Consider the following 24705-nt stretch of genomic DNA (forward strand, 5'->3'; position numbering starts at 1 on the left):
AGCCCGATGATGAGCGAGAAACGGCTCTTCCCGTGCGGCCAATCGCGCCGCGAGTTCCTCTGGGAAATGGGTGGCGGTTTTGCCGGCACCGCGTTGGCGAGCCTGCTGGCGCTCGATGGATTTGTTCCGAGGCCGGCGGCGGCGGGCGAGATCGACAAGAACTCGCTTGCTCCTCGACCTGGGCATTTCCCCGGGACGGCCCGCAACGTCATCTTCCTGATGATGAATGGCGGGCCGAGCCAGGTGGATACGTTCGACCCGAAGCCGATCCTGGAAAAGTACGCTGGCCAACCGCTCCCCACCGACAAGAAGTTCATCAATTCCGGCGGCCGCAAAGTGGGCTACCTGACCCCTGCCTTTCGCAAATTCCGGCCCGGCGGCCAAAGCGGCCTGTTGATCTCCGACTATTTCCCCCGGGTTCGCGACCACGCCGACAAACTCGCCGTGATTCGGTCGTGCCACACCGATAGCCATGCGCATGGTTCGGCCCTCGTGGCGATGAACACGGGCAAGACGTTCATCGGCCGGCCGTCACTGGGGAGTTGGGCGGTCTACGGCCTGGGGAATGAAAATCAAAACATGCCGGGCTATGTCGTCATTCTCGACAAGCGCGGAGGCCCGATCAGCGGCCAGCCCAACTGGACGAGCGGCTTCATGCCCGCCGGGTTTCAAGGAACCTTGTTTCGACCCACCGGGAATCCGATCCTCGACTTACGCGGTCCCGACTACCTCAACGGAAAGCCCCAGCGCGAACAGCTCGACCTGCTCGCTCGCCTGAATCATGAGCACCTTGATTCGCGTCCGGGAGGCCATGAACTGGCCGCCCGCGCGGCTTCGTACGAGCTTGCCTACCGGATGCAGGCGGAAGCGCCTGAGGCCGTCGACCTCGCTCAGGAGAATGAGAACACGAAGCGGATGTACGGCGTGGGCCAACAGCCGACCGATGAATTCGGCCGGAACTGTCTGGTCGCGCGGCGCCTCGTGGAACGCGGGGTCCGGTTCGTCCAGCTCTACTCCGGTGGCGGCCATCTCGATGACACCTGGGACGCCCATACGGACATCGAGGCCAATCATTCGCGGCATGCGGCGGAAGTCGACCAACCAATCGCCGCGCTGCTCACCGACCTCCAACAGCGGGGCCTGCTCGAGACCACGTTAGTGGTCTGGGGCGGTGAGTTCGGGCGGATGCCGTTCAGCGAAGGACCAGGGGAAAAAGGCCGCAACCACAACCCGTACGGCTTCTCCATGTGGATGGCCGGCGGCGGGGTCAAGGGAGGAGTCGCGTACGGTGAGACCGATGATTTCGGTTTTGAAGCCGTGCTCAACAAGGTCCACCTTCATGACATCCATGCCACGATTCTCCATTTGCTGGGTCTGAACCACGAGATGCTGACCTACTTCCACGAAGGTCGCGACCAGCGCCTGACCGACGTGGCGGGCCAGGTGGTCCATGACATCATCGCTTGAATTGGCTTTCACAAATTCTTGAGCGCAACCACCGTCATGTCGTCGATGATTCAACCGCAACTCCTGCGTCGAATGACCGTCCGAAGAGTCCTCGAGGTTCTTCGCGATCATGGTCCTTGCACGCGGGCGCACCTCACCAGGATCTCCGGCATTAGCGCACCGACGGTGGCGAAAGCCGTGGTCTCCCTGCTCGAGTCGGGATTGTTGGAAGAGGGCGATTCGATCCAAAGGGCGCCGGGTCGGCCGGGAACCCTGATGAGACTCGCGCGCGACCGGGCGCAAGTGATCGGGGTGGTGCTCGACTCCTCCCGATGCACCATGGTCTCGGCCGGTCTCGACGGTACGATTCATGAGGCAGGACGGGTCGAGTTCCCCACACCCGACACTTATGAGGCGTTGCTCGCACGAATTTCCGAGGTTGCGACCCACCTGATTTCGCGGCCAGGGGTCAAAACGTTAGGCCTGGGGATCAGCACCCCCGGACTCATCAACAGCCGCACCGGCCGGGCGATGTTGTCACCCAACCTGCACTTGACCGACGGCCATTCGCCCGCGGAGGACCTGAGTCAGCGCTTAGGCCTCGCCTGCGTGATGTATCAAGAAACGCAGGCGCTTTGCCTCGGCGAGCGGATGTATAGCGCCCCCGAGCCTCTCGATGATTTCGTCATGCTCGAAATCAGCACCGGGCTCGGTGTCGGCGTCGTCATGGACGGCCGTCTGATGGAAGGGCACAGCGGCTTGGCCGGTGAGTTGGGACACGTCACAGTCGCGCTCGACGGTCCCGTTTGCGGCTGCGGCAATCGGGGATGCCTGGAAACGCTGGCCACCGATTCCGCGCTCACCCGCGGCATATCCGAACAAGTCGGCCAGGTGGTGAGTCTCGAGGACGTGAAGCGTTTGATCCGCGAAGGCAACCCCATCGCCGAACGTGAACTTCAAAAGGTTTGCGAATATCTCGCAATCGCCATCGCCGCGGCGATCAACCTTTGGAATCCCTCGACCCTCCTCGTCCATGGGCGACTGTTCGATGTCCGTGCCGACTTATTCGAGACCGTCTGCAAGCTCACCCAGCGCAGGACCCTCGCCCCCTCGCTCGCCGACTGTCGCATCCTCCGCGCGCGTTGGAGCAAACAACAAGGGGCCGTGGCAGGAGCCATCCACCATCTGATCGATGCGCACGGGCCGATCCTCGATGAATCGTAGGCGGGAAATCGCGGGCCGGCGAAGTTCCAGCGACCACCCCGACCCAACGTACAGCGGTTAACCGTCGGATAGAGTATGGATCACGGCTAATTCACAATCAACTGATCAGTTTTAGAAATTCCTTGTCCGAATTCAGCCCCAACGGGGCGACCCAAGGAAGCCCAGGGCAACGCCCTGGGGATTCGATCACGAGGAACGGAAGCCCTGAAAGGGAGACCTAAGGTGTGAGCCCACCGAGACCTACGTAGTGAGGCTATCGCTCGGACTCGGTCGCCCTTTCAGGGCTATTAAGCACAAGCATGTCGATTTCCCGGGGCGTTGCCCCGGGCTACATTGGGCCGCCCCGATGGGGCTAAAACCGGCGAAAGCGTGTGCATCACGTCGGTAAACCACTGGAAACAACCGCCACCAGCATCGGTTCGATCCCAATCAGTAGCTGTCGCTACTCACGATTTCGCCGCCGCCGATGGTGCCCAGAGCCCGCCAGGCCTGGTGATTGATCGTGCTCTTGAGGAACTGCACACGGCCATCCCCGAAGAGGGCATTCACCCCGCTCGGGTGGTAGCTCCGGGCTGTGATCGCCGCATAGGTTGGGCCCCCATCATCCTCGTCGATAGACGCCAGGTCGAGGTCGAGATTCCCCGGCCCGATCACCGCTGTGTTCGGAGGGAGGACGGTGGTGAATCCGCCGTGATAACTGTCCCCCTTGACCCAGCGCGTATGTCCCTCGGCGATCATCTGGCACTGGCCGAACGACGAAACGATGAGGGCGCGCGACGCGGCCGGGTCGAGCATGCTTGTCGGATTGCTCAGGGAGGGGAAGGTGCCTCCGCTCCCCTCGGGAAAGCAATGACGCAACTGCGGCTGATACGTCTTGACCTCGGACGCGAACAGGGTCTGGCTCGTGCCGTCGAGGATGTCGGCGACCCGGCGGCTCAGGTTGGTGGCGAAGGCGCTCTGAGTCGGTGGGCCGTTCATGCCGCCATAAACATACCAATTTCCGACGCACCAGGCGTAGCTGTTCACGCCATAGTAGTAGCCTCGAAAGAGGATGGCCTCTTGCCTCGGTTCGCTGGGACAGAGCAAGACGTTCAAGGTCATGCTCCCAACCGTTGCCTCGGCCGGGGCCAGATACTTGAAGCTGAAATTGATACTGTTGAAGATCGCCCCCTGCTCCATGAAGGGTAGGAGCCGGGCACTGGTCCCCCAGTCGAACGCCGTGTCGGGAACGTTCGTGCCGATCCCCGTCTGAATTGACTTCGGCGGATAGGCCCCGTTGACGGTCTCGTAATTCATGAGCCCGAGGCCAAGCTGCTTGAGGTTGTTGGTGCACTGCATCCGCCGGGCCGCCTCGCGCGCCGCCTGGACGGCCGGAAGTAAAAGCGCCATCAAGACAGCAATGATCGCGATCACCACCAGCAACTCGATCAGCGTGAATCCGGATCGGCGTGCGACGACGTTCATGGAGGGCTCCCTCAGAGCTTGTCCGAAGTGGAGGTAGGCTTCGCCTTTTTTGCGATGCAACAAATCGCAACATGCGCATATTCGCTGACAACTTCCCGTTTCGTCGCAGAGGAATCGCGGTTCGATTTGCCTCTCAATCCACCGCCGCCCCCCTACCCCAACGTCGGAACGATCGCACCGAACGACACACTCTCAGGTCGCCGAGGGTGAAGTGAGTGGGTCGTTGATCCTGCCCCTCAGCAATGGAAAGCAAAGCCACGGTGGAGCCAACAGTCATGTCGCTATGACCTGTTGAGCCGATGCGAGGGTCGATTCTACGAAGCAATTAGGAGTAATCGCAAGTGGAAGGTCGCAAAGAGTCAAGAGTTTCGTAACATGGCATGTCAATCGACGCCAAATCCACACCTCCCACTGGCGCGTTGGTTTCGCGAGGATTGACGCCAAACTTCGAGTCTGTCGCAAGGGAACCGGGCCGACGGCCTGCCCCGGAGGCCGAAATTCGCGGGAGAAACGCGTTCCCACGCTCGGCGGCCTTACCCGCCGGGGAAGACGACGCGGAGCGTCGAAGACGGCATTCCCACGCAGAGCGTGGGAATGAGATTCATGCATGCTTTCTATCATTTAAATTTGCCGATACAACCAATCGACAAGAACGAACCAAGAACCAGGAACTCGTGTCACTGATTCGGAGGAGCCAGCCCAGGTGGATGGTGCGGAGTCGGTCAAGAGAAAAGGGAGTTGACAATGCGTTTTGGTCTGCTCTGTTCGGCGCAAGCCAACAGCAATGAACTTGGTCCGGAAACCGGGCAGGGGTTTCGGGACTATCTCGAGCTCAATGTCGAGGCGGAGGCGCTTGGCTACTATTCGAGCTTTTCGGTCGAGCACCATTTCACCGGCTGGAATCAGGTCTCGGCCCCGCTCACCTTGCTCACCTGCCTCGCGATGAGAACAACCCGATTGCGGCTCGGCACCGCGGTGATCGTGCTGCCATGGCATCACCCGATCTTGCTGGCCGAGCAGGCGGCGACGCTCGACCTCATTTCCAACGGCCGACTCGATTTCGGCGTCGGCAAGGGTTACCGGCACAGCGAATTCAACGGGTTCGGCATTTCCCAGGAGGAAGCGGAGGCGCGTTTTGAGGAGGCGATCGCAGTCATTAGGCGCTCCTGGACCTCGCGTTCGCGTTTCTCCCATCACGGCCGTTTCTGGCAGTTCGAGGAGATTGTGGTCGAACCGCCGACCGCACAGTCCCCCCATCCGCCGTTCTGGGTCGCCGCCGCAAGCCCAGCGTCGATCCGCCGCGCCGCGGCCAACGGATTCAATCTGATGCTCGATCAATATGCCGGGCCAGACGCGATTGGCGAACGCATCGCACTCTATCGCTCCGAACGCGAAGCCAAGGGCTACACCTTCGATCCCATGCAGGTCGCGGTGGCGCGCCAACTCTACATCGCGAACGACAAGGCCGACAAAGCAGCAGCGCTCGCCCGACAAGCGCAATACACCCAGCGCACGGTCGCGGGAGGTATTGTCAATCTTCGTGGATGGAGAATTTCAGGCGGCGGTGGTTTTCTTCACTCCGTCCTCGAAGATGACCCCAGCGATCACCTCCCTCAAAAGCTCCGATCCATTCAACGATCGCCAACTCTTTGATGCACTCTCCATCAGCTTGTAGACCATCGTCAGGCACGCCGTCCGACTCCCGCTCCCCTTCGTCTTGTTGTGCCTCAGACGCACCGTCGAGAACGTCGACTCGATCGGGTTCGTCGTCCGGATGTGCAGCCACTGCTCCGCCGGGAAGTCGTAGAACGTCAGCAGCACATCTCGATCCTTTGACAGGCACTCCGTCGCCTTCGGGTACTTCGCCTCGTACGTCTTCACGAACAGGTCAAACGCCTTCACCGCCTTCTCGCGGCTCTCCGCCAAGTCGATCTCGTGGAGCATCCCCTTGGCCTTCGCCTGGCTCCCCTTGGGCAACTTGTCCAGCACGTTCGCCGTCTTGTGCACCCAGCAACGCTGCTCCTTCGTCGTGTCCCACACCTGACGCATCGCCTTCCAGAAGCCCAAGGCACCGTCGCCGATTGCCAGGTGAGGCTCGACTTCCAGGCCACGGGCCTTGCAGTCCAGTAGCAACTCCTTCCAGGATTGCTCGCTCTCCCGATAGCCGTCGGCGATGGCAATCAGCTCCTTCTTGCCGTCGGCGGTCGCCCCCATCAGCACCAGGATGCACTGCCGCCCTTCCTCCAAGCGGATGTTGAAGTGCACGCCATCGGCCCAGACATAAACGTACTGCTTCCCCTTCAAGGACCGCTGACTCCAGGTTCGATGTTCCTCCTCCCAGGCCGACTTGAGCCTCGTCACGGTGTTCGCCGACAGTCCCGGGGCGTCCGGGCCGAGGATTGCCTTGAGAGCCTCGGGGAAGTCGCCGGTGCTGATGCCTTTGAGGTAGAGCCAGGGGATCAACTCGTCCAGGCTCTTGGTCCGCCGGAGGTAGGGCGGCAGGACTGCCGGAGTGAACGTCTCTCGGGATTCAGGGGGGCGTCGGTCCTGGACTCGGGGTTGCTTGACGTCGATCGGTCCCAAGCCGGTGAGGATGGTCCGCTCGGGGTGGGAGCCGTTGCGGACGACCTGGCGACGTCCGGCCTCGTCCTTGAGATGAGCGTGGTCGTCGATCCAGGCGGCGACCTCGGCCTCGATGGCCCTGGCGAGCATCTCACGGGCTCCGTTGCGAAGGACTTCGGTCAGGACATCATGGCTTCCGGCCAATGGCAAGATCCGGATCTCGGAGGTAGACTGACTCACGGTGGCGTACTCCTTTGCCTTGTTGGCAAGTTTGGTGTGGGTGAGACTTCACCAAGGGTACGCCGCCCTTTTCATTTCCTCCATCCACGACTTTCGACAATACCTCCGGTCGCGGCATCGCGAGGGCCTGGCAGCAACGCGGGTTCTCATGTTCTCGCTTACGCCAACACTGTGGGCGCAACGGAGTCCAACGCACTTTACGGAACGCCGGAGGAAATTTACGCAATGCTCACGGCTTTGAACAAGGCGGGTACGGAATATGTACTACTGCAGCTTTCCGGCGGCAAGGAGCAGTTGCGGCGATTCGCACGAGAGATCATGCCGAAATTTTCCTGACCGTCACGGATTTGGGGGGAATGAATTCGGGATCCTCAAAGCAACCCATCCATCCCGATTCTCAGCCCCAACAGGGCTTCCTGAGGCGCCCCGTTGGGGCTACTGAGAGTCAGGAAAGTAAAGTCCGTTTTTTTGCAGCCCCGGAGGGGCGACCGTTCATAGCCAGGGGGCGCAAGCCCCTGGTAACGAGACAAGCTTAAATGATGTCTTTGCAGCCCCGAAGGGGCGACCGTCCGCGTCAGGCTTCGGCGATTCACGGTCGCCCCTTCGGGCCTGAAAAATTCCTGGTTTGAACATGATTCCCAGGGGCTTGCGCCCCTGGCTATTTCTACAGCATCACTTAACTGGGCACTTCCGGATGGTTCTCCAGCCACGTCTTTCGGTGCGATTGATGGGCCGCCTTGTTCCGCTCCACATGGTACTTGATCAGTTCCGCCGCCTCTTCCTCGTTCAGCGTAGGCCGCGGCAGACTCGCCTCGAGCATCAGGATCGCCATGTCCAAGGTCAACGTCGGCTCCGACTCTCGCTGCTCCTGGCGAGTCAATGTCACGTACAAGTGCGCCAACGCCACCAGGCTCATGTGGTGATGCCAACTCGTCCACGCCCGCGCCTCGTAGTCCGCCATCCCCAGATGGGTCTTGGCATCCTGAAACGTTTCTTCCACCCGCCACCGGCAGCCAGCCACCTCCGCCAGCGCCTCCAGTCGGGTCTCTTCCGAGGCGTTGGAGACCCAGTAACGCGTCGTCGGCTTTGGCCCCAGCGATTGCTGGATCATCGCCCAGATCGGCGGCCCCGCTTTGCGATCGCGAACCGCCCAAACGCGAATCCGCGCGAACTTGAACGCCAGCGGTCCCTTGCTTCCTTCGCGCAACGTGAGGATCTTCCAGGCCTCCGGCGGCAGGCTTTTCGCCAGGTCATCCAATCGCTGAATGAATTCATGTTCAATCGACTTAGAGGGACGGCGGCCAGCCGCACCAGGCCCCTGACATCGCTCCGGGGCCTCAATCCACACGCGAGTGAAGCCCGGCACCTCCACGACGTAGCGTTGCTTTCGTCCCTCCAACGCCTCCAGAAAGGCTTGGTTGCGGCCATAGAGGTCGTCGGCCGTGATCCAGTTCAACGGCACCGTGCAGCGTGCGATCAGTGTCGCGGCCAACTGAGGTTTGGTCGCGAATTTCACCGTGGTTGGGATGCGGGCCTTACTGCGCCGTGCTTGAAGTTGTTGCTCCCTCGCCAGCCGCTGTTCGGGGGTCAGCTTCGGGGGAGGTTGCGGCCGGTTGGTCTTCGACTTGGGGGCCCGCTTCGGTTGAGGCCGCTCCACCTCAAACCATTCCTGGGGCAGGTACAGTTGGTGGTCCAGCAAGGCCGATCCGGCCGGGGTCACGCCGACCAGAAAGACCCCCACCTGGCAGTTCTCGACTTTGCCCATCCGGCCGCAGTGCTGGCGAGCGACACCCACACTGTGTTCACCGTGTTTGACGAAGCCGGATTCATCAATCACGCCCACGCTGCCCACCGACCATTGGGACGTCGAGGGCACCAACCGCTCGACGAAGACGGCTTGGATCTCGCGTTGCACCTCAGACTGCGACCAAGGGGAGTCGGTAAGGAAACCTTGCATGGCAAGGACCTTGGCTTGGGACTTGGGCTCTCCAGCCAGGTGGGCCCCATCGAGCGCCATTCGCTCGACACTCTTGCGTCCTCGATTCTGGATGAGCCCGCAAATGTAGATCCGAGAGTGGTTACGAGGCTCCGCACGGCCAAAGAGTGGTGCGAATCGCCCATGGAGGTGAACTAAGTTTCGAGCCGCGGCGAGCAGTTCTTCCGTGGTCATGACCATAACTCCGAAAAGCGGTCAGATCCCACGAGCAGGCCCGTTCGTTACCTCACCCTCTATTATTGCGTCGACCAAACACAAAGGTGAAGATCGAAGTGATGCTGTAGAACTATTGACGGTCGCCCCTCCGGGGCTGCAAATTGCGGACATTACTTATATGACTTTCAGTAAAACCGGCGACAGCGTGCGCAACGCGTCAGCAAACCGCTGGAGAACCAGCGGTCGCGAGTGCACGGCCAGCGCACATCAAATTGCCCATGTTTCCAGGGAAAAGTCGGCCGTTTGGCCTCAGAAGAAGCCGATTTTCTACGACAGAATTCGCAGAAAACCCTTGATTTCAAGCAATTTGATGTGCGCTGGCCGTGTCGCGAGTGCAATTCGTTGGTAAACTGCGAGAGACTCAATCGCGTTACTCAGACATCGCCTTGCAAGAGGTGCTGATTTCAGTTACTGAGTTGACGATGTCCCGCTGTTCTTGAGTCCCACAAACAGGTCAAGAAGCGTTTTCACGATCTTCTCGGAGACTTCGACCTTATTCGTTCCCATCCAGGTCTCGTAACCGCCGAGCGCGTGATGGCGAGGGGTGGGCAGGTAGCCGTAGGAACCGTTGGCGAGCTCGATGGTGAAGCTCGGTTTGAACGGACTCTTCTGCTTGATCTCGTGAAACGGTGGCCAGGCTCCCAAAGAGGGCAATGCGGGAAATCTGGCGAATTCATCTAGCGCAACGACCGAGCTCCTATCTTCACTGAAGTTCCCAACCTCCCCCAACTAAGGTGCCTGGCTACTCAATCTCCCTCAATCTCCCGGGCTACTCAATCTCCCGCTCAATCTCCCGGTGGCTTGACTGACCGGGCCCGGTTCAATCGAAGACTGGCAGACTTGACTCCAAGCCGGCGCACCAACTCGCGAGCGCTCACAAAAAAGAGAGGCTGAGGCTGCGCGGCAACCTCAGCCTCTCTCAAAAAGGGTCGACCTGAATGCACCCAGGCCATCGAAGGATGACGGTCGACGATGGACGACCCACGCCAGGTCAGACAGGCTTCGAGCGGCTCTTGGATTTGGCGTCGAGGAGGTTGGTCGCCGCGACGTCCCAGAGCATGGAATCGTCGAGTGCGATCTGGGGCGCGACGACCGGGACAAGCTCGATTGAGTCCGGGGCGAGGGAGTTCTGACCGAGAGCGAGGGAGGAGGCTCGAGAGTCGGGGGCGGACGCTTGCGCCTGGAGGTTCGCGTTGGACTTGAGGTTGAGAACGTTGATCATGACCACCGCCGGATTGGAGGCCAAGGTCGCATCGCGGGCCGTGTAGGTGAACGAGTCCGTCCCCGTGTAATTCTTCTTCGGCCGATAGGTGAACGAACCGTCGGCCTTCAGCGTGAGCGCGCCGTGGCTGGGCCCCGTCACGAGAGTGGCGACCAGGGGGGTGCCGTTCGGATCAAGGTCGTTGGCCAACACGCCCGGGGCGATTATGGTGAGGCTGCCGTTCTTCCTGACGCTGAACGAGTCGGCCAGAGCGACCGGGGGCTGGTTGACGTGGTTGACCGTCAGGTGAACGGTCGCCGCCGCGCTCGTCAGCGCGCCGTCGCTGACCTGGTAGGTGAAGTCGTCGGGCCCGAAATAGTTCGCGGCGGGCAGATAACGGAAGGAGCCGTCGCTGTTGAGCGTCAAGCTCCCGTGCAGCGGCCCGGCGACGATCAACGGGCTGATCGGGTCATTGTCCGGGTCGTAATCGTTGGCCAGGACGCCCGGAGCTCCGATGTCGAGCGGGGTGTTTTCGTTCGTGGAGTAGCTGTCGTCCAAGGCGACCGGCGGCTGATTGACGTGGTTGACGGTGATCGTCACGGTCGCCGGGCCGCTGGTGAGCACGCGGTCGGACGCGGTGTAGGTGAACGTATCCGTGCCGTAGAAGTTCGGGGCAGCGGCGTAGGTAAATGCGCCAGAGCTGCTGAATGAGACCGTGCCGTGCGCGGGCTGCGCGACGAGTGTGGCGGTCAGCGGCTCGAGGTTCGGGCTGGTGTCGTTGCCGAGCACGCCCGGGGCTCCGACCCCGATCTGCTGGTTCTCGTTGATCGTGTAGCGATCGTCGTTGGCGACCGGGGGCTGGTTCCGGCGAACGACGTTGATCGTCACCGTGGCCGGGCTGCTCGTCGACTGGAGATCAGACGCAGAATATGTGAAGGTGTCGACACCGAAGAAATCCGTTGCAGGAGCATAGCTGAATCCACCATCACTGGAGAACGTCAGGGTGCCATGCGAAGGACCGGCGACCAGCGTGGCGGTCAGCGGCTCATGGTTCGGACTGACGTCGTTCAACAGAACACCGGGGATGCCCACTCCGATGTTGTTGTTCTCAGCGATTGTAAATTGGTCATCCTGAGCCAGCGGGGGCTGGTTAATCCGGTTAATGAGCAAGCGGACCGTCGCTGGCGTACTTTTCAGGCTGCCGTCGAAGGCCTGGTAGGTGAACGAGTCCGCGCCGACGTAGTTCGCGTCGGCTCGGTACGAAAACGAGCCGGAAGGGCTGAGCGAGAGGGTGCCGTGTGATGGAGCGCTGAGGAGAAGGGCCATCAAGGGGTCGCCGTCGGGGTCGGTATCGTTGGCGAGAATTCCGGGCGCGTTGGTCGCGATCACCTCGTTCTCGTTGAGCGTGTAGCTGTCATCACTGGCGACCGGGGGCTGGTTGACGTGGTTGACGGTGATCGAGACCGTGGCGACGTTGCCATCGAGCGTGCCGTCGTTGGCCTTGTAGGAGAACTGGTCGGGCCCGAAGAAGTTGGTTCCGGGCATGTAGGAGAACGAGCCGTCAGGGTTGAGCGTCAAGGTGCCGTGCACCGGGCCCGAGACGAGGGCGACCGTGAGCGGGTCGGCTTCGGGATCGCTGTCGTTGACCAGGACGCCAGCGGCGGCAGCGACGTTCAGCAGCGTGTTTTCCAGTGCGGTGTAGCTGTCCGGAACGCTCACGGGGGCCTGATCGACCTTATTCACGGTCAGCGACACGGTGGCCACGTTGCTGTTGAGCGCGCCGTCGTTGGCCTGGTACGAGAACTGATCGGCCCCATAGTAGTTGGCATTGGGGGTGTAGGTGAACGAGCCGTCGGCGTGGAACGCCAGGGAGCCGTGGCTTGGACCCGCGACGACGGACGCGCGGAGGGGGTCGCCGTCGGGGTCGGTATCGTTGAAGAGGACCCCCTCGGGCTTGTCGAACGAAGCACGATAGGCCACCTGGCCGGTCAGAGCGGGCGCCGTCGGACTTTCCGAATGCTGTTCGAACGAGGCCGCGAAGGCCACGATGTTGCCGCTGGCGTCATAGAGCGCCTGGGTCACGGTGAACGAGCCGAACAGGTTGTTGCTCCCTCGGCCGTCGCCGCTGACGTCAAGGCCCGGGGTATTGGTGCTTTGGAACGGCCAGCGCGTGGCGCCGTTGTAGACGCCCGGCAGGAGCCTGGCCTGGTTGGGCGCGGCGAAGTGGAGGGTCCAATACTCGCCGCCGGGCGTCGACACGCTGATGGCGACCGTGTTGGTATAGACGCCGCCACTCATCACGGTGGCGCCGATCGTGCTGTTGCTCGTGCCGAAGTTGTAGGTCTGACCCGCACCGACGAAGTCGCCCGGCTGGCTGACCATCGTCACATCCGTCTGTGCCGCCGCTGTGGTGAGTGACGAATTCTCATCCACCGAGTAACCGTCGCTGTTGGCCACAGGAGGCTGGTTGACGTGTGCGACGGTGATTGTGTCGGTCACGTAGAGACTGGTCGCCTTGCCGTCGGTCACGTAGTAGTTGAAGCTGTCGGTACCGTAGAAATTCTTGGCGGGCACATAGGTCAACGAGCCGTCGCCGTTGACCGTCAGGGTTCCGTGCGTTGTGGACGAGGTCACGATCGGCGTGAGCGGCAACCCGTTCGGGTCGCTGTCATTGGCCAGCACTCCGGGCGCGGCGACGGTCAGGGGGGTATTCTCCTGCGTCGTGTAGCGGTCGGCGACGGCCGTGGGCCTGGCGAACACCTGCTGAATGGTGATGTTCACGGTCGCGACGTTCGAGGCCAAGGTGCCGTCGCTGGCCTGGTAGGTGAAGCTGTCGATGCCGAAGTAGCCGGCGTTGGGCATGTAGGTGAACGAGCCGTTGGCGTTCAGGGTCAACGTTCCATGCGCGGGCTGGGTGGGGTTGACGGCGGTGAGCGGCAAGCCGTTCGGGTCGGTGTCGTTGGCCAGGACGCCGGCCGCCTGGATGTTCAACGACGTATTCCACCTCATCGTGAACGAGTCGTTGTTGGCCACCGGGGGAGCGTTGGGGTCGGAAACTTTCAGGCTCACCGTCGCGAGGTTCGAGCTGAGCGAGCCGTCGCTGGCCCGATAGGTGAAGCTGTCGGCGCCGACGTAGTTGCCGGCCGGCGTGTAGGTGAACGAGCCGTTGGCGGCGAGGGCAAGGGTTCCGTGGGCCGGGCTACTCACCAGGACGGTTGAAATCGGGTTGCCGTCGGGGTCGCTGTCATTCCCGAGGACCCCGGGGGCAGCGACGGTCAGGGGTTGGTTCTTGATGACCGCGTAGCTGTCGTTGAGGGCGACCGGTGGGCGGTTGGGCGGGGTGACGTTGAGGTTCACCGTGGCGACGTTCGACGCGTCCTGGGTATCGAACGCCTTGTAGGTGAAGCTGTCCGGCCCGGTATAGCCCGTCGTGGGGGTGTACCAGAACGCCCCTTCGGGATTCAAAAGCAGGGAGCCGTGGGCCGGCCCGCTCACCAGGATCGTCGAGAGCGGGTTGCCGTCGGGGTCGAAGTCGTTCGCCAGCACGCCTGCGCCACCGATGGCGAGCGTCTGGTTCTGTGGGGTGTTGTACGAGTCGTCGTTCGCGACCGGCGCCAGGTTGTTCGCCCGGTTCACCGGGGCCGTGATGAAGCCGAGGTCGTCGAACCAGAGCCGGGTGTCGGGCGTGCCGAAGACGGCCCCGCTATAGCTGAGGGCAAACCCGGTGAAATAGTCGCCCGCCGGCGCGCTCAGGGCGAAGAACGTGTCGCCCGCCCCCGTCGCGTTGTTGATCGGCCGCGAGGCGCTCGCCGTGCCGCCGCCGGCCAGCCGGCCGGTCAATGTGACGGTGCCGTAGTCGCGCCCCGTGATCGACAAGGCGGTCAGGCCGAAGGTCACGACGTGCTCGTCAGGCGAGGCATTCTCGATCTGGAGGAAGTTCATCGAGAGCAAGTTGTACGGCGCGGAGGTTGCGAACCCGCTTGTGCCCGAGATATGATAGCCCGTGCCGATCCCCCAGTTCGTACCGTCGGTGGGTTCGAGGATCATCGTCTTGGCCTGCGTGCTGCCGTAATTGTACAGCACGCCGAGCCCCCCGGCGATCACCCCGCCCATGTCCTGCCCAAAGGCCGACGCCACCTGGCTGGCGAACTGGGTATTCGTCAGGCTCGAGCCGGTCGCGACGAAGTCGACCGTATTGGGGTCGACGACGTTCTCGTCGTAGACGCCCGTCGTGGCGATGCCGTTGACATTGGCGAGCAGGCGGCGGGCCTCGAGCGGCTCGCAGACCAAGAGCCGAGGCTTCCTTCGAGTCGAGGACCGGCGGTCGAGACGACGATCAGTAGCTCTCATGATGTTTCCTCTCCTGGATCAAAGCGAGGGGGAAACTAGAGGCGGAGGGTCGCGGATGCGCGGGGAACGCCCTCGGTCGCGACCAAGTCGGATCGACGCTTGATGCGGGCCGCACGATTCGGGCTTTCAAGCGGAAGGAGAAGGGCTTGAGTCAGGCCGACCTGGCCGTCGTGAAAACCTCGCGACTTGGAAGTTCGCACGCCCCAAACCGTCTCCGAAGCGGCCGGCTTCGATCCGCCCCGTCACGACCATTCGGACTTCATATGAGTAGAACGACGATTGGAAGCTCTCCCATAGATAACAGCACAGGATGGGGCCGTCAACAAATTGGTTGACCAGGCTCATTGGGACGACGATTCAATCCAGACCGCCATTGTCTTCAATATCCCAAACATGCAAAGCATCTGCTGATCAATTCGCCACGTTAAGCCGAAAATGGTAAGCGCTCGCCAGTTGGTGCGCCGGCTTGGAGTCAAGTCTGCCAGTTTTCGATTGAGCCGAGCCCGGTCGGTCAAGCCATCCTAACGAGTTACTCGACAAGGACCGACCTTTGGGGTCCACTTTATGTCTCAACGGCCCCCCCCAACCAGACCAATCAACCCAGGTCCATCGCCCCGGATTAGGCCGCCCTTACAGGGCTCTTAGATTCAAACATACGATTTCCCCGGGGCGTTGCCCCGGGCTTTCTTAGGCCGCCCCGTTGGGGCTAAAACCGGCGACAGCGTGTGGAACGCTTCAGCAGACCGCTGGAGAACCAGCGGTCGCGAGTGCAATTCGTTGGTAAACTGCAAGAGACTCAATCGCGTTACTCAGACATCGCCTTGCAAGAGGTGCTGATTTCAGTTACTGAGTTGACGATGTCCCGCTGTTCTTGAGTCCCACAAACAGGTCAAGAAGCGTTTTCACGATCTTCTCGGAGGCTTCGACCTCGACCTTATTCGTTCCCATCCAGGTCTCGTAACCGCCGAGCGCGTGATGGCGAGGGGTGGGCAGGTAGCCGTAGGAACCGTTGGCGAGCTCGATGGTGAAGCTCGACTTGAACGGACTCTTCTGCTTGATCTCGAGCCCGCTCTCGGTGAACACCTCGAACGGAATGGCGGCGATCCCGAGGTCGCCGAGGCGGAAGGTTTGGAGGAGCACCTTGACCTCGGAGGGGGATTCGTTCAGCAGCAAGACGCGATCGGCGTAGGCCCGTTCGTGGGGGCCGGTCGGCTTGGCGTCTGCCGGCTTGGCCAGGACTTTGAGTGCATAGTCTCGTTGCGCCTCGGTTGGCTTCCGAACCCCCAGGGTCAGTTCGCGTTGAGCGGCACCGAGTTCGACCCAGTCGTGAAACACGATCGACTGGTGTCCCTTGAACACGGCGGCCGCGACCTCATCGGCCACTTCACGCATCTTTTGATAAGGGGCTTTCGGCGCTCCCTTCGTGCGGAAGTTGATGTTGTTGACATCGCCGCTGGTGCCGTTCGACATGATCCCGACGAACGGAGGCTCGAGCCGATCGGCCTTCAAAAGCTGCTGCATGCGGTCGGCGAAGACGGCGAAGTAGTCGGCCGAGACATGACCGAAGGGGACGCCCCCCACGTAGTGGAGCGAGTAGTTCGCCAGCAGGGCAATCGGCCGACCGTCGGGGGTGCGGAGGGAGAGGAACGAGACTTGAGGATCGGTCGGGCCGGCCGGTTCGAGCAGAGTCGCCGCGCCACTTCCCGGATTCATCTTGACCTTGTCCTCACCGCCGAACGGGTTCGGGTTCGGGGTGCCCGGCTTCAAATGCCAGCGCCGGTTGAAAACCTGGGAGGGCACGTCAACCGCTCCCCAGCCGATCTGTGCGGGGGCCAGGTTATTAGCCGCCTGACGAATCCCATCGGCGATCCGCCGAACGAGGAACTGCTGGTACGCCGCGAGTTCCTTGTCAGCGACAACCGCGTTCTTCCCTCGCGCACTGGTCGCTGAATGCGAATGGGTTGCCGACATCAAAATGTGATCGCCGGGAATTCCAGTCGTCTCCTGGACCAGCTTCTTGGCGGCGTCGAAGACCTCACGCGGAATTCCCACGTTGTCGCAAATCGCGAAAGCAAGCCGCGTCTTCCCATCGTCAAGGACCAGGCACCGCGCGTGCAGTTCGTCGTGGATGTGAGTGGCCAGCGGGATCTCAAAGTTGCCGACGATCGGCTCGCCAAGTGGCGGCGTGATGTTGCTGGCGAACGCCCCGGCGCGAAACTGAGGCTTCCCCGCAACCCGCTCGGCGGTTCGTGCCTGCCCCAGCGCGGGTCCGGCCACACCGAGGATGGCGAGCAGCAGGCCACAGGAACCCACGGTCAGACTGCGGACCTGACGAACCCAGGCGTTCAAGACCATCCCACTCATTGATCGGTCCTTTCCAAAGGTTGTTGACTCGCCAGGCCAAGCGGAAGGAACTCGGCTGCGGAAGGTCAACAGGGCCGGCCCACCCGTTGCGCTCGTGGTCGAGGCGCCAGAGCCGTCGAATTCCCCAGCATAGGGGGACGGTTGGGCTCAGGCCAGCGCCTAGGAGTCGGTCATGTCAGTAATCGCCGGGGGCCGGCTCGAGTCCAAAAAGAACGCCCATGGGACCGCGGGCGACCCTCCCGCTCTTGAATGGAATCACATAAACAAATGCAGACACAAAGAAAATCCAATTGCGGGCGGGACGCCCTCGGTCCCAGGGGGAGGGAAAAGGATCGGGCCGAAAATCGAAAGCGGGGGGACGTCAATGATTCCAGGAAAATTCCGTGGCGTTGAGCAAGCTCCAGAAGAAGTCGGTCATCCGCTGGCTTCGCTCGTCGCCCCGGGTGCCCGCGAGCCGAGTCTCGAAGTGGGTCGACTCGTCGGCGGTGGGCCGCCTGGTCAACACGGTCAGGTAAGCGACTTCCACCGCCGCCCGATCGGTGGGGGCCAGTGAACCGACCCGCCGCGCGGCGTTGAAGAGGGAGTCCTTGGTTTTGTCCTGGACTAACTCGCCGTTCATCATCAAGAGGCGCTGGGGAATCGTGCCGCGGCCCGCGTCGAACTCGTCTTCGCCGGTGTCGCCGTAACGGTTCACGAAGTCGCGTTCACCGATCGAGCGGGCCAGCCGGACCAGAATCGGCGAATCGCTGTCGATCGTGGCGAGGGAGCCGGCCTGAATGACCCCGCCGACGATCTGTTCGGGACGGAGTCGGGTGATTGGAAAGACGGCCCAGCCCTGTTCCTGCGGCTCACTGACATCGCCCTCGGACGCACTCTCAAGCTGGAAGACCTCGGTGGCCGCGATCAGGCGGATCAGCCGTTGCAGGTCGTACCCGTGCGCCACGAAGTCGTTGGCCAGTTCGATCAAGACGGGAGGGAGTTCGCTTTCGGAGGGAAGATCATCGATCGGCTCCACCAGCGCTCGGCCAAACATCAGCGCCCAGACACGGTTGACGGTCGCCCGAGGGAAGTTCGCGTTCTTGCGGTCGGTGACCCAGCGCGCCAGTTGCGAACGAAGTGGCCCTTCGGTCGGCCGTAGTTCGGGAAGGAACGGGACGTGGGGGTCGATCGTTTCAAGGTGGCCGGTCTTGCGGTTGGTGACCTCATACTTGGTCGATCGGTCGCGGATCCCGGTGAAGCCGGAGCCGACCTGACCGAAGAAGGCGGCCAGACCCTGGAAGTCCGACTGTTTCCAGGGCTGGAACGGATGGTCGTGGCACTGAGCACAATCGAGCCGGACGCCCAAAAATGCGCGGGCCGTCCGACCGGCCAGTCGCTCGGCATCGGGACGCTTCGTCTCCGGATCATAAGTGACGGTCACAAAGTTCGTGGCCGGCTGGTCGGTCCAGATCCCGTTCGCGGCGATGAGCTCACGGACCAACTGGTCGTACGGCCGGTTGGCAAGTAACTGGTCGCTCAGCCAGGTGAGAAATCGCCGTCGTCGATAGACGAGGAACGGTCCGCCCTCGGTCCCCACATACGTCCGCGCCAGCCGCTCCGCCAGATAATCGGAAGTGCGCCGGTCGCGCAACAGCCCCTCGAGCCGGACTTCCAGGCGCTGGCCGGGCGGCCCGGCCTCAAAGCGGCGGATCTCCTCGAGCGACGGGATCGACCCGGTCAGCGCCAGTTCGATCCTTCGGAGGATCGTCAACTCGGACGCTCGCTTGGCAGGCAACAGCCCTTCCTCGGTCCACTGTTGCCGAAAGAATCGATCGACCAGAGCCACGACCTCAGGCGAGACCGCGGCCCTGGTGCGCATCTTCGTGGGGCCGGAGGATCGAGGCGGAAAAAAATTGGCACGCAGAGCAGCGGCACCGCCGAGCATCAGCGCAATGAAAAGGATGTTCCGAGCCCACATCGATCGGCCCTCCTTGCTCTGCTCCGTTCGGAATGAGTTACCACCCCAGCGACCGAAACGTTTCAGCAATCCGGCCCGATTCCCCGATTCGGTTTTTTTGAAACCAGGACCTTGAATCGACTGTAGTTCCTGGCATGAACAGCGTTTTGATTCCGACGATGCCGAGCGAGTCCGCCGATGCCAATGGGCTCGAAGTCGGTGCTGCCATGGGCGATCCGGCCTACCTCAAGACATTGACCCCGAAGCCGGGCCTGATCCGACGCGTTCGGGACGGGATCGGCTCGGCGAGCGAATGGCTGTTTGGCGGATTCGCACTCGTCATCGGCCTCGCGATCCTGTCGGCCACACCGATCCTGCAACTGCTCAGCTTCGGCTACCTGCTCGAATCGGGAGGGCGGGTGGCCCGCACCGGGCGATTGCGCGATGCGCTCATCGGGGTCCGCCGGGCGGCCCGTCTGGGAAGCATGGTGATCGGTTGCTCGCTGATGCTCTTGCCGCTCCAGGTCATCGCCTCCTGGACCGCGGCGGCCGAGCTCGTCGATCCGGGTGGTCCGATCGCACGGCGATGGCGGGTGGGGCTGCTGATCCTCGCCGCGCTGATGGTTCTCCATATGTTGACGGCCTGTGCGCGAGGCGGCAAGCTTCGTTATTTTTTCTGGCCGTTCACGACCCCGCTCTGGCTCGTCCGAAGAGTGCGCCGGGGTGGCATTTACGCATCGGCCCGCGACGAGGTTTGGGACTTCGTCACCGCCTTGCATTTTCCTTACTACTTCCGGCTCGGCCTCCTCGGGTTGGTTGGCACGATGGCCTGGCTCCTGGTTCCTGTCAGCTTGATCGCGTTGGGACGACGCTTCCCCCTGATCGGGATCCTGGGCGGGTTGTTATTGGCGATCGTCTCCCTGGCGCTTCCGTTCCTCCAGATGCGGTTTGCCGCCGAGAACCGGTTTGCCGCGCTCTTCGAATATCGCGAGGTGCGTGAACGCTTCCGGCGCGCCCCCTGGGCGTTCGCCGTGGCGGCCTTCCTGACCCTCACGTTCGCGATCCCGCTCTATCTGCTCAAGATCGAAATGATTCCCCGCGAGACCGCCTGGCTCCCCAGCCTTGTCTTTCTCGGGTTCATTTTCCCGGCTCGAACCCTCACAGGGTGGGCCTACGCCCGTTCCGGGCGCCGCGAACAGGTGCGTCACTGGTTCTTCCGCTGGACAAGTCGGCTCGCCATGTTCGCGACCGGCCTGGCCTACGCCCTGATCGTCTTCTTCACCCAATACACGGCCTGGCAAGGGATCTGGAGTCTCTACGAGCAGCATGCCTTCATGCTTCCTGTTCCTTTTTTGAACATGTAACATCATTGATCATGTTCGCGTTTCTTCGACGGCCGTCACTCCAAGTGGCGGGTAGAGTCTTGACACATCCCGCCCGACCCGGGACGATTGCTGCTTCGACCGACAACCGGATCGACTTGCCCACCCTCGTTCGCAAAAGGCTCGATCGCCGTGCCTGTTCGACCTCGAACGACCCGAAGCCGCCTCAGGTCTCACGACACGATCGTGATGATCCTGCTGGTCCTCGGGCTGGCCGCGGGAGCAGGGACGACCACCTCGGGGGCCACCGTCACTGCCGGTTCCCCACACGTGGCGGTTGCCGACGGTCACCGTTGCCAGTGTAAGTCGTGCCGTGGCTTAACCTCATGTTGCTGCTCGCCGGCCAAGTCGAAGCCGACTCCTCCGGCTCGACCCAGCTCCAAACCGCTGGCAACCGACTCAGTCCAACCCAGCACCGGACCTTGTGTCAGTTCGGCTCCCTGCGGCGGTGGCGAGGGTCTTCCCACGTCCGCGACCGGGCTGACCATGGGCAAGGCGGTCACGCTGACCGAGGAAACGGTGCTCCGACCGAGCCTCGGCGTTCCGTCCCCCCTTTCCCACGCAGACACGCTCCGCTCGGCCCTCCTCGCCTCACGCCTCGACGATCCCCCTGAAGGCTGCGTTCCCGCCTGATCTCCAGACACTCAGATCGATCGATGTCGGTCCGGTCGATGCGCTTTGAGGGCATCGACCCGCCGCGATCCTCTTGCTGTCTTCGTTGTGAACGGGAACCGACTTGCGACCGGCGTGCATTCGCGAATGGACGATGTGCGCTGCGTCTCCTTCCTTCAGGCTGATCGGAGTGCGCGAATGCGCCGTCGTGGTTTTACATTGATTGAATTATTGGTCGTGATCGCGATCATCGCGGTCCTGATCGCCCTGCTCCTCCCCGCCGTCCAGGCGGCCCGCGAAGCGGCCCGGCGGTTGCAGTGTGTGAGCAACCTGAAGCAGATCGGGATCGCTCTGCATAACTACGAAAGTTCCAAAGGTGCCTTTCCTTCGGGCCGCACCAACTATCCCAACGTCTGGTCATCGCTGTCACAGCTCTTGACCACGATGGAAGGAACCAACCAATACAATGCGCTCAACTTCAACTTCCCATCGGTCGACCTGAGCGCCTCGGGGGGCCTGACCAACGCCCCGAACACCACCGTGGTCTCAACGGCCCTCAAGATTTTCCTCTGCCCGAGCGATGGAGTCGAGCGGATCAGCCCCGACTTCGGCGCCACCAACTACGTGGCCTGCGCGGGGACCGGCACCACCAACGGCGGCAGCTTCAAGGTCGTCGCCGGATTCCCGGCTCCCGATGGCGTCTTCTATGACACGAGTTGTGTCCGGATCGCCGACATCGTCGACGGCCTCAGCAATACGGTCGCCTTTGGCGAGACGGTCAAGGGGTCGGGCCGGAACAACAGTGGCGCCACGCCTGAGGACCGGACCCGGCAGTTCGCCGAGTTCCTGACGAGCTCCGCCCCACTCTCCCCCGCCGCCTGCCTCGCCCCGACCCAGTGGACCGGGGATCGTGGCCGCGAATGGGCACGCGGAAGTTTCGTCATGGCCGCATCCAACCACTTCAACACACCTAACAGTCGCATTCCCGACTGCACGAACTCGGGTCGAGCCGCCGCCCTGACGGCCGCCCGTAGCCTGCATTCGGGCGGGGTCAATACCTTGTTCTGCGACGGCCATGTTCAGTTCGTCAAGGACAGTGTCAATATCATCTCATGGCGAGCGATCGCGACCCGAGGGGGTGGTGAGGTTGTCTCGAGCTCGGACTATTGAGCCGAAGTCGGAGCCGGTCCCCTCAACCTTCGCTTATGCATCGGAGTCGATCATGACCAAGTCAATCATTCTGGCCGTGGCCCTGCTTGCGGCCGGCGGTTTCGCCATGGGGTGGATGGCGTTCGGCGTACGATCCCACACGGCTCCTGCCCCTGCCCCACCGGCGAGCGCAACGGCCGCCAAGAAGACGCCGCCGGTCGAGGTCGAGCGCCGCTACGTCCTGCGGCCCGAAGATATCCAGGCCGATCGCGAGACTCCGGCCGTCGCGGTCGACGACCAGGGCCACGTGGTCGTCGCCTGGGCCTCGCAGACCGGCGACCTCGAACGCACGATCTACCTGCTCCGTTCCTCCGACGGGGGAACGAACTTCGCTCCTCCCGTCCCCTGGCGGAAGGTCCCGATCTATAAATTCCAGTCGAAGTCGCCCGGCAAGACGATGACCTTCTCGACCCACGTTCTGCCTCGCCTCACCGCGAGCGCCGGAGCGCTCTGGCTCGGTTGGGTCGAGGCCGTCAACGGCGGTCCCGAAGTTCGCTACCTGGTCGCGCGCTCGACCGATGGCGGCACGACCTTCGCGGAACCGGTCAGCGTCCACGGCGACAAGGCCGTGCGCCCCGGCTTCACCTCGCTCTCGACCGGCGCCGATGGAACCCTCTGCGCCTCCTGGCTCGACGGCCGAAACCAGGGCCAGCAGCCGTTTCTCTCCCTCGGGAACAAAGCGGCAAACATGTTCGCGACCGAGGAACTCGTGTTCGCCGGTCCCGACGGCAAGGGGATCTGCCCCTGCTGCGACCTCGCGGTGGCGCGCTCGACGCAAGGTTCCACCTTCGTCGCCTTTCGCAACAACGACTCGGGATACCGCGACATCCACATTTCCCGTTCCGAACCCGGCGAAAAGGCCACGTTCGCCGCTCCGGTGCCGGTCACCTCGGAGCACTGGAAATTCGAGGGCTGCCCGCACGATGGCCCTTCCCTGGCGTTGAGCGGCGATCGGCTTCACCTGCTCTGGATGGACGCCCATTCGGGCAAGAACCGGGTCTACGCCGCCAGCTCGGAGCTCCCGTCGCTTCAATTCACGCCGCGCGAGTTGAGCCCAGGATCGAAGGGGGCGCAAGGACACCCCAAGCTCATCGCCGACTCGTCGGGCACCTTGCACGCCGTCTGGGACGAAAGCCTCGACCCCGCCCCCGTAGCCACGGTCGCAGGCGCAAGCGCTGGCGGGCACGGTGGGCACGCGCACACCGCACCGTTGTCGGGCGGGGGCCGGGCGATCATGTACGCTTCCTCCCAGGCAGACGGTGAGTTCGGTCCCGCCCGGGCTCTGGCACCGCATGCCGGGGCGTTTCAGCTCAACCCAGCGCTCGCCGTCAGCCCGGGAGGCGACGTCTTCGTCGCCTGGAATGAACTCGACACCGAGGGCAAGCAGGTCGTCATGGTCCGGCTCGCCCCCACGGAGCCTAACCGCCGATGAGCCCATCATCGCTTGAGGGACTCGCCCACGCCGACGGTCCCGAGACGCTCGGACCCCAGGGAACCGCGTCCGTTAAATCGGTCGCGCGACTCCTCGCGTGGGCGGCCCTCAGCCTGGGGATGATGTTCCTCTTCGCGGGTTTGGCATGGTCGATTCGAGGGGGGATGGAGCCCCCCTCCTCTGAACCTCAACCGGACCTTGAAACCAGAACGCGGGCGAGCCTGGTCCCACCGCCCGACTCGAGTCTTGTCCAATTCAAGAGAGGGAGACTGGCGTACCAGGTTCACTGCGCCCGCTGCCACGGCCCCGAGGGGCGGGGCGATGGTCCCGACGCCGTCGCACTTCGCCCTCCCCCACGCGATCTTGCCAGCCGTCCCCGGGCGCACGGAGAGACCCCCGAGGCGATCCGCTCCGTGATCCTCCAAGGAATTCCCGGCACCGCGATGACCGGTTGGAGCCAGCTCCTCTCCTCTCAAGAACTCGACGCGGTGGTCGACTACGTGCGATCGCTCGGGCCACCGCCCCGGGAAACCGAAGCCAGCGAGTCCCAAAAGGCACTCTTGCGCGGTGCGGGGTTTGAACCGATCGAGCCCGCGATCGCCGCATCGCCGCTGACTTTCGAAACACTCGACGGCCGAAAACGCACCCTCGATCAGGACCAAGGGAAAGCGATCCTCCTCGTCTTCTGGGGAACCACCTGCGCCCCTTGCATGGACGAACTCCCCTCCTTAGATCAGCTTGCGAGGGAGTTCGCCACCGCCAAGCTCGCCGTCCTTCCCATCTGCGTCGACGAACCCGACGCCGCCCTCGTCCGCGAAGTCGCGCGCACGCGAACCAAGCACCTCCCCTTATTCGTCGATCAGACCGGCCTGGCCCGGATCCAGTACGACGTGCAAACTCTCCCCTGCGCGGTGCTGATCGACCCCGAAGGCCGCCAAATCGGCCGGGCTCAAGGGGGAAAAGACTGGTCGACCGAGGCCGTTCACAACCTCCTTCGGACTCTCGCGTCTCAAGCCGACCACTTGAAGGAATGATTTGGCGATAGAGGTATCAGGGTTGTCTCTACAAGAC

At 62.7% G+C, this 24705-nt stretch carries 14 protein-coding genes and 1 pseudogene; 8 read left to right on the forward strand and 7 right to left on the reverse strand.

Features of this window, described 5'->3' with window-relative positions:
• Positions 1–6: 6 nt before the first annotated feature.
• On the forward strand, positions 7–1467 hold the full coding sequence (locus tag BUS42_RS14110) for a DUF1501 domain-containing protein (protein ID WP_143206332.1): 1461 nt from the start codon (positions 7–9) through the stop codon (positions 1465–1467).
• Between the two features lie 255 nt (positions 1468–1722).
• Positions 1723–2670 (forward strand): ROK family protein, encoded by a 948-nt coding sequence (locus BUS42_RS14115; RefSeq protein WP_410001685.1) that lies wholly within the window; start codon positions 1723–1725, stop codon positions 2668–2670.
• A 429-nt stretch (positions 2671–3099) separates the two neighbouring features.
• On the opposite strand, the gene BUS42_RS14120 is transcribed toward BUS42_RS14115, so the two are convergent.
• Positions 3100–4134, reverse strand: a complete 1035-nt coding sequence (locus tag BUS42_RS14120) for a DUF1559 domain-containing protein (protein ID WP_074307457.1) — start codon at positions 4132–4134, stop codon at positions 3100–3102.
• 744 nt (positions 4135–4878) lie between these two features.
• Between BUS42_RS14120 and BUS42_RS14125 the strand changes: the two genes are divergently transcribed.
• Positions 4879–5787: an LLM class flavin-dependent oxidoreductase gene (locus BUS42_RS14125; RefSeq protein ID WP_083670199.1), complete on the forward strand. Its 909-nt coding sequence runs from the start codon at positions 4879–4881 to the stop codon at positions 5785–5787.
• On the opposite strand, the gene BUS42_RS14130 is transcribed toward BUS42_RS14125, so the two are convergent.
• The 6 genes and pseudogenes from BUS42_RS14130 to BUS42_RS14160 all read right to left on the reverse strand — a co-directional run bounded on the left by BUS42_RS14130 (position 5689) and on the right by BUS42_RS14160 (position 19020).
• Complete coding sequence (locus BUS42_RS14130; protein WP_074304623.1) at positions 5689–6936, reverse strand: IS256 family transposase; 1248 nt, start codon at positions 6934–6936, stop codon at positions 5689–5691. The genes BUS42_RS14125 and BUS42_RS14130 overlap by 99 nt on opposite strands.
• A 676-nt stretch (positions 6937–7612) precedes the next feature.
• Positions 7613–9106: an IS701 family transposase gene (locus BUS42_RS14140; RefSeq protein ID WP_074307459.1), complete on the reverse strand. Its 1494-nt coding sequence runs from the start codon at positions 9104–9106 to the stop codon at positions 7613–7615.
• Between the two features lie 450 nt (positions 9107–9556).
• Positions 9557–9769 (reverse strand): annotated as a pseudogene (locus BUS42_RS14145) (hypothetical protein); the annotation flags it as partial.
• A gap of 370 nt (positions 9770–10139) precedes the next feature.
• A complete protein-coding gene (locus tag BUS42_RS14150; RefSeq protein ID WP_083670201.1) occupies positions 10140–14699 on the reverse strand; it encodes an Ig-like domain-containing protein in 4560 nt (1519 codons plus the stop codon).
• A gap of 843 nt (positions 14700–15542) precedes the next feature.
• Entirely contained in the window at positions 15543–17054 is a 1512-nt protein-coding gene (locus tag BUS42_RS14155) for a neutral/alkaline non-lysosomal ceramidase N-terminal domain-containing protein (RefSeq protein ID WP_410001708.1), read from the reverse strand.
• A 370-nt stretch (positions 17055–17424) separates the two neighbouring features.
• The gene (locus BUS42_RS14160; protein WP_074307463.1) at positions 17425–19020 is read right to left on the reverse strand and encodes a DUF1549 domain-containing protein; all 1596 of its coding nucleotides are present in this window, start codon (positions 19018–19020) and stop codon (positions 17425–17427) included.
• A gap of 158 nt (positions 19021–19178) precedes the next feature.
• On the opposite strand from BUS42_RS14160, the gene BUS42_RS14165 reads away from it, so the two are divergent.
• The 5 genes from BUS42_RS14165 (at position 19179) to BUS42_RS14185 (ending at position 24668) form a co-directional block, all read left to right on the forward strand.
• Positions 19179–20363, forward strand: a complete 1185-nt coding sequence (locus BUS42_RS14165) for a hypothetical protein (RefSeq protein ID WP_254053501.1) — start codon at positions 19179–19181, stop codon at positions 20361–20363.
• 207 nt (positions 20364–20570) lie between these two features.
• Positions 20571–21014 (forward strand): hypothetical protein, encoded by a 444-nt coding sequence (locus BUS42_RS14170; RefSeq protein WP_074307465.1) that lies wholly within the window; start codon positions 20571–20573, stop codon positions 21012–21014.
• Between the two features lie 177 nt (positions 21015–21191).
• The gene (locus tag BUS42_RS14175) at positions 21192–22163 is read left to right on the forward strand and encodes a DUF1559 domain-containing protein (RefSeq protein ID WP_074307466.1); all 972 of its coding nucleotides are present in this window, start codon (positions 21192–21194) and stop codon (positions 22161–22163) included.
• A 52-nt stretch (positions 22164–22215) separates the two neighbouring features.
• Positions 22216–23634 carry a hypothetical protein gene (locus BUS42_RS14180; protein ID WP_074307467.1) on the forward strand — a complete coding sequence of 473 codons (1419 nt, stop codon included), beginning with the start codon at positions 22216–22218 and terminating at the stop codon, positions 23632–23634.
• Positions 23631–24668 carry a redoxin domain-containing protein gene (locus tag BUS42_RS14185; RefSeq protein ID WP_074307468.1) on the forward strand — a complete coding sequence of 346 codons (1038 nt, stop codon included), beginning with the start codon at positions 23631–23633 and terminating at the stop codon, positions 24666–24668. The genes BUS42_RS14180 and BUS42_RS14185 overlap by 4 nt, the downstream gene beginning before the upstream one ends.
• Positions 24669–24705 lie beyond the last annotated feature (37 nt).

This window comes from Singulisphaera sp. GP187 (assembly GCF_900129635.1).
GTDB lineage: Bacteria > Planctomycetota > Planctomycetia > Isosphaerales > Isosphaeraceae > Singulisphaera.